Source organism: candidate division WOR-3 bacterium (assembly GCA_039801245.1).
GTDB lineage: Bacteria > Hydrothermota > Tepidihabitantia > Tepidihabitantales > Tepidihabitantaceae > JAOABP01.
The window spans coordinates 26,672-32,703 of the sequence record JBDRUF010000019.1 but is presented as its reverse complement, the minus strand read 5'-3'; the positions used below and the strand labels follow the sequence as shown (position 1 = coordinate 32,703).

Genomic DNA, 6,032 nt, shown 5'->3' with positions numbered 1-6,032 from the left:
GTAAGGGGTAAAGGGGATGATAAGGGAAAGGGTAGGGGGGACTGTCCCCGGGACGCCCCCTGGGCTGGTCACTGACCGGGATTCTGGCACATTTTCTTAGTTTTGCGGATAGAACCTATAGACCAGGAACAAGTCCGGTAAGTTTGAAGCCCAATGACCAGCGAAAGGCGAACTGGTTTTCATTGGGTTCGGGCGCGCTTTTCCAGATGGGAAAGTCGGCATATAACGGTCCAAGTTTTAACCTGATACCGGCATCAAGAACCGGCTTGAAGAATTCGGATTGATTTAATGAGTCGGCAACATTGCCCAGGTCAAAAAATGGCTGGATAAGAGAAAAGGGGAAGCCCAGTTCAGGAGGGGGAACAAGGTGGATGTTAATACCATAGGCAAATCTGCCTGAGCGATAAAGACCGTAATAACCCCGGCAGTTAACATCGCCATCGTAGTGCCAGTGCTCCTGACCAGATGCCATCCCTTCATAAGCCCAGGAGATTGGTTCAGCATTGGTATAGGAAAGCCCGCCCGAAAGATAGAAGCGCTCCTGCAAGGGGACATTGCCCTTGATTGCACCGGCAAAAAGGCGCAAGGAAAGGGAGAGGGGTTTGAAGGGAGAGATAATGAGGTTTTCCTCAAGGCTGATTTTGGAGTAGTTGTATTGGGAGAGGATGGGTTTCATACCCTGAGCATATAGCAACTCGTGCCGGCAGGAGAAATATGGGTATTTATGGGTGCGAAAGAGCCTTGCTCTGATCTCTGCGGTTCTTGCCCGGTTCCAGGCGCGGCTGTCCCTGCCAGTGGTATCAATCAGTTCATAGAGCCGGTAGCCAAACTGAATCTCATTTTTGGGCAGGCGGAAGGGATGGCCGATTTCTGCAGTAAAATAGGTTTTGATGCCCCGGTCGCGAAAGGAGTTGTCAGCCGCAATGTAAAGCCTGAGCCGTTTAGGGTAAAAGAGCACCGGGGTTTGATAGCTTATGCCGGTGTGCCAGTCGGACTTTTTTGAGGCGTAGTTATGGATTAAGGTCCAGTTGTGCTCTCCCCGCACCGGTCCAGCATCAATGAACCTTCTGCCCTGAAACCAGATTCCGGGCTGAAATCCCCGATAGTTGTCATACCAGAACCAGGGTCCGTAAAATATCTGATAAGCCTCAAAATCGGGCAGGGCAAAGATGGGTCTAAATGTAATCTTGCGGGGATAAAAGTTGTTCCAGCGGTCAGTCTCAAGAACCCTGTTTTTGGGCTCAAGGAGGACCTGTTTGACCTTCTTTTCGGTGGGAAAGATAACCTGTGTTTTGCCCAAATTGACCGTGTCAATCCGAAAGGATTTGTCGGCAAAGACCGTTTTCACCTCTATCGGGAAATTTAGCGGCGTGCGCGCCTTCAGGTTGATAACCACATTTTCACCCTGACGGAAAACCCGCTCAACCCTTAAATCCTGGCTGCCATCCTGACGGAAAAGGCGATTGATAAGGACCTCCTTTTCTGGTCCACTAGTTGCGCTGAGGCAGGCAAGAAATGCCGGCACAGTTTTGGCAGAATGGCGAAAGCGCCTGATACCACTGTCAATCACCTCTTTGCCCAGTTCCTCTTCAAGAACCTTTAGAAGCAGAACCGTCTGGGATTCCAAGGCGTTAATGGTGAACCCATCAGGTGGCTTTTCTTCATACTGGTCAAGGGATTTAGTGAGGTTGTTGACCCCAAAAACATAGAAATATACCTGATGCAGATAAAGGTCAGGGATTTTAGAAAGGAATGGAATAGGAGCTGGCAGGTCAAGCAGGTTGCCATCATCATAAACAGCCTCAAGATACCGGCTGGCACAATATGCTGGCAGACCAAAGGAAAGAAACGGCTCGTTTGACTTTTTTCCATCAAACCAGATGCGGGCAATCTCTTTGGCAAGGTGGCGCTCAAATAGACGGGTAAAAGGAACCGGCGGCTGGATAATGACCGTATTTTCTGCCACGGTGGTGTCCGCATTGATAAGTCCTTTATCAACAATCACAATTTCAGGAAAAGGTGCCGGACCGAACCAGGCGTTATAAAGGCTCGTGATAATCCGCGCCTCATTCAGGATATTTCTTGCATGGGGAGCGAGGTTTTGGGAAAGATGGCAGCGGATATGGGGCGCAATTGCGGTATCAGCAAAATGACTGCCGGATTCAGGAACAAGAGGCTCAAAGGAATACAAGATGCTCTTGATAAAAAACAGAAATATTAACGAGCGGCAAGCAATGGTTGATCCCTGAACTGTCTTCACCCTTTACCCAGTTTCCTTTTCTGCCCAGAGGTTGAGGCAGACTGTTTTGAGCCGGTTGAGGAGATTTTCATCAAGCCCCTGTTTCACCGCCTGTTTAATAAGTGAATTTAACTGGCTTGGAACCGCCTCCTCCTGGGGCGTTTGCGCAACCACCGTACACACCGCGCGGACAAAAGAGTAAAAAAGGCGCCGGCTGGTTGGGGAAAGGTGGTGCAAGCGCAAAACCTCATTGGAGAGCCTTTGCGCCTTTGCAACCAGTTGCCAGAAATCCGGTGTTGAAGCCTCCTTTTTCTTTAGCCCCGTTACTAACAGGAGTTTATCTTCGGGCTGGGTTTTTGTTTTTTCCGGCTGGTAGGGGAGATGCACAACCGGTTCTGCTGTTTTTTTCTCCTCCTGTTTGGATTCTGCCGTTGCGGTTCCGATTACCGGCAGAACATCGGCAATATCCTGCCAGTTTGCGCCACAAACATTAAGGTAGCCGGTAATTGTTCTCATTGTGGGATTGGGAACAAGACCCTTTTCCAGGCGCAGGATGTATTTATATCCATGGGTGGGATTCAAGCCAAGGAGTTCAGCAAGTTTCATCTGAGATATTCCCGACTTGAGCCGCAACTCCTTAAGCCTTGCTCCCAATGCCTCAAGACCTTCCAACTTTGCCTTTTTCTTATTACCCATAAACTGCTATTATCTACTCAAGAATAGATATAACTTTATAGAAGTCAAGAAAAGTGTTTTGCTTTATTTTTTAATGAAATCACCCAGGTGGTCACTCCCCGACTGCAATGGAAATTGATATAAGTATTTGATTTATTAACGCTTATATGCCATAAAATGGTTGATTTAAGAAATTGATGGCTTGGGCTGGTTTGGATGGCAGGGTTTAATAGGAGTAATATCAGGGAGGTTAAGTTACTTTAGCCACCTTATCCTGCATTGTTTGAGCCTTGTCCCTGCGGTCATCAATCTTGATGGTTGTAATCAGCCTTGCACAACCCATCTGGCCAAGGGTCTGGTGAATCTCGGTAACAAGGGAAAATATTTTCTCCAATTCACCCTCAATGCAGGTGCCCATCGGGTTAACCGTGAAGTTCAAGCCGCTTTTCTTGATGACCGCAAGCGCAGCCCGAACATAATGGCTGACACTGGTTGAACCTGTGCCCACCGGAACGATGCTCAACTCTACAATTGCCATAACCCTCCTCACATAAAACGCTCAAACCGTTCCTTGCCTGCCTTGCATATCGGGCATTTTCCTGGCGGTTCAGGACGGGCGCATAGATACCCGCAGACCTTGCACCGCCAGACCGGATAGGCAAGTTTTGCTCTTTCAGGCTGGGCAGAGACAGGAGCGGTTTCTGAATAACCCTCAAGCACAAACCTTGCCGGTCTTCTCTCAGGAATGGATTTGTGCGGTAATTTCCCCTTAATCCAATCCTCACTCACATATAAACCGCAATAGCAGGCACCAAACTCCTCAAGGTCAGAGTCGCGGTAATAGCACGGGCAGATGATGTCAATGTCCTTCTGTTTTTCACCCAATGCGAGCCGGCACGGGCAGGCACGATAACCATACCGTTTTTCATTAACCAAAAGACCGTTGATAAGTTTAAGGGTAAAATCTCTGTCTGGATTTAGATGATATCCTCCCTCCTCTGCCTCCCTTTTCAACCGCTCGTAAACCTCATTGACCTCAGGAGAAAGAACCTCTTCCATAATCAGATTTCCAAGAGCTCCTTTATCCGCTCCTCGTCATAGCCAATCACCACCTTATCATCAATCTGCAAGGTGGGAAATGAGCCGCGCGGATTAAGCTGCCTGACCCTGTTAATCATCTCCTTCCGTTCCTGACCGGTGCAGAGGTCAACATCAATATACTGATATTCAATGTTGTTGGCATTGAGCAAATCCTTTGTCATTCTGCACCAGCCGCAGGTTGAAAGGGCATAAAGTGTTACCTGATGCCGGTTGTTATTACCACTTACCTTTTGAAATGGCATTTTCTCTCCTTTTATTTTATCTTTCTGCCGCATTGCGGACAGGTGTCCGCACCTTTGGGAACCGGCTTTTTACAATCAGGGCAGATATCAACCCTGGCTGCGCAGGGCTGGCAGATTGAACCTTCAGCAATCGGCTGGTCACAATATGGGCAGCGGCACTCCTTTTCGGGCTTTTGCTGTTTGCGCAGATAGTCCTGGATTGCTGCGTGCAGGGCATCCGCACCCAAGTTGGAGCAGTGAAGTTTATTCGGTGGCAATCCACCCAGCTCCTTTGCAACCTGTTCATTGGTAATCTTTAAGGCCTCATCAATGGTTTTCCCTTTTGCCATCTCGCTCACCATTGATGAAACCGCAATTGCCGCACCACACCCAAAGGTCTTGAACTTCACATCGGTGATGATGTTATCCTTAACCTTGATGTAAAATGTCATCATATCACCACAGACCGGATTGCCAACCTCGCCAATGCCGTCCGCATCTTCAATCTCACCGACATTGCGCGGGTTGCGAAAATGCTCCATTACCTTTTCTGAATACATATTAACTCCTAATTTTCCTCGTGATTATGTCCTTGTCCAGTTTTGAACTCATAGGGGTTTTCGCCCTTAAGATATTTGGCATATAGCGGAGAAAGTTTGCGCAACCGCTCAACAATTGGAGGGAAGCGCTCAAGGAAATAACTAACATCATCATCGTTATTGTCCTTGCCTAATGTTAGAAGCAGAGAGGACTGGGCAATGGCATGGGGAAGTCCGATTGCCAAAAGAACATGGGATGCCTTGAGCGTGCGCGCGGTGCAGGCAGAACCGGATGCAATAGCAATACCCTCATCATCAAGAGACAGAAGGAGCGCCTCACCCTCAACAAACTCAACACACATACTGACAACGCCGGGCAACCTTTCAACAGGATGACCGGTAAAGACAAGCCTTTCCACCCTTTTGGGCAGTTCATTTCTCAATCTCTGTTCAAGCCGCTTCATATTTCCTGCCCATTGGGCAAGTTTCTCCTTTGTTATTACTGCTGCCCTGCCCATACCAACTATTGCAGCAACATTTTCGGTTCCGGCACGCCGCCCCTTTTCCTGAATCCCGCCTTCAATCAAAGGAAGGATGCGGGTTCCAGGCTTTAGGTAAAGTGCAGCAGCGCCTTTTGGTCCATAAAATGACTGGGCAGAAAATGAGTAGGCATCAACATCAAGTTCTTTAACATCAACCGGAATTCTACCCATTGCTGCCGTGCCATCAGCATGGACAGGCACACCCTTTTGGTGGCAGAGTTTAACTATCTCCTTGAGGGGCTGGATTGTCCCGATTTCATAATTGGCATGCATAACCGAAACGAGAACCGTTTCCGGTCTTATCGCATTAACAACCGCTTCTGGATTAACCCTGCCGAATGGGTCAACATCCACGATGGTGAACTCAAACCCAAGCCGCTTGAGATTTTTCACCGGCACCAGCACCGATGGGTGCTCAATCGCGGATACAATAATATGATTGCCCTTTGTTTTGTTTGCCAGTCCCAGACCTTTAATGGCAAGGTTATTACTTTCTGATGCGGAGGAGGTAAAAATGATTCCCTCAGGCTGGGCATTAATCAGGCTGGCAACCTGTTCCCTTGCGGTTGTTAGCGCCTGAAATGCCTTGGTGCCAAATTGGTGCAAACTGCTCGGATTCCCAAAATCCTCTCTGAGAAAGGGCATCATCGCCTCCAGCGCCTCAGGCAAAAGCGGGGTAGCGGCAAGATGGTCAAAATAAACCCGACGCATAACT

Annotated in this window: 6 protein-coding genes and 1 pseudogene; all 7 read right to left on the bottom strand. The window is 48.5% G+C overall.

Annotated features, from left to right (window positions below):
- Positions 1 to 115 precede the first annotated feature (115 nt).
- Positions 116 to 2,260 carry a hypothetical protein gene (locus tag ABIK47_04055; protein MEO0019799.1) on the bottom strand — a complete coding sequence of 715 codons (2,145 nt, stop codon included), beginning with the start codon at positions 2,258 to 2,260 and terminating at the stop codon, positions 116 to 118.
- A gap of 3 nt (positions 2,261 to 2,263) precedes the next feature.
- Positions 2,264 to 2,935, bottom strand: a complete 672-nt coding sequence (locus ABIK47_04050) for a helix-turn-helix transcriptional regulator (GenBank protein ID MEO0019798.1) — start codon at positions 2,933 to 2,935, stop codon at positions 2,264 to 2,266.
- A gap of 229 nt (positions 2,936 to 3,164) precedes the next feature.
- A complete protein-coding gene (locus tag ABIK47_04045; protein MEO0019797.1) occupies positions 3,165 to 3,452 on the bottom strand; it encodes an MTH1187 family thiamine-binding protein in 288 nt (95 codons plus the stop codon).
- An 8-nt stretch (positions 3,453 to 3,460) separates the two neighbouring features.
- Positions 3,461 to 3,973: a ferredoxin-thioredoxin reductase catalytic domain-containing protein gene (locus tag ABIK47_04040; protein ID MEO0019796.1), complete on the bottom strand. Its 513-nt coding sequence runs from the start codon at positions 3,971 to 3,973 to the stop codon at positions 3,461 to 3,463.
- 2 nt (positions 3,974 to 3,975) lie between these two features.
- The gene (locus ABIK47_04035) at positions 3,976 to 4,257 is read right to left on the bottom strand and encodes a glutaredoxin family protein (protein MEO0019795.1); all 282 of its coding nucleotides are present in this window, start codon (positions 4,255 to 4,257) and stop codon (positions 3,976 to 3,978) included.
- 173 nt (positions 4,258 to 4,430) lie between these two features.
- Positions 4,431 to 4,796 (bottom strand): annotated as a pseudogene (gene nifU / locus ABIK47_04030) (Fe-S cluster assembly scaffold protein NifU).
- A gap of 8 nt (positions 4,797 to 4,804) precedes the next feature.
- On the bottom strand, positions 4,805 to 6,028 hold the full coding sequence (locus tag ABIK47_04025) for a cysteine desulfurase family protein (GenBank protein ID MEO0019794.1): 1,224 nt from the start codon (positions 6,026 to 6,028) through the stop codon (positions 4,805 to 4,807).
- Positions 6,029 to 6,032 lie beyond the last annotated feature (4 nt).

Coding starts and splice junctions, on each gene's coding strand:
- ABIK47_04025 (MEO0019794.1), bottom strand. CDS start 6,028: ATGCGTCGGGTTTATTTTGACCATCTTGCCGCTACCCCGCTTTTGCCT.
- ABIK47_04035 (MEO0019795.1), bottom strand. CDS start 4,257: ATGCCATTTCAAAAGGTAAGTGGTAATAACAACCGGCATCAGGTAACA.
- ABIK47_04050 (MEO0019798.1), bottom strand. CDS start 2,935: ATGGGTAATAAGAAAAAGGCAAAGTTGGAAGGTCTTGAGGCATTGGGA.
- ABIK47_04045 (MEO0019797.1), bottom strand. CDS start 3,452: ATGGCAATTGTAGAGTTGAGCATCGTTCCGGTGGGCACAGGTTCAACC.
- ABIK47_04040 (MEO0019796.1), bottom strand. CDS start 3,973: ATGGAAGAGGTTCTTTCTCCTGAGGTCAATGAGGTTTACGAGCGGTTG.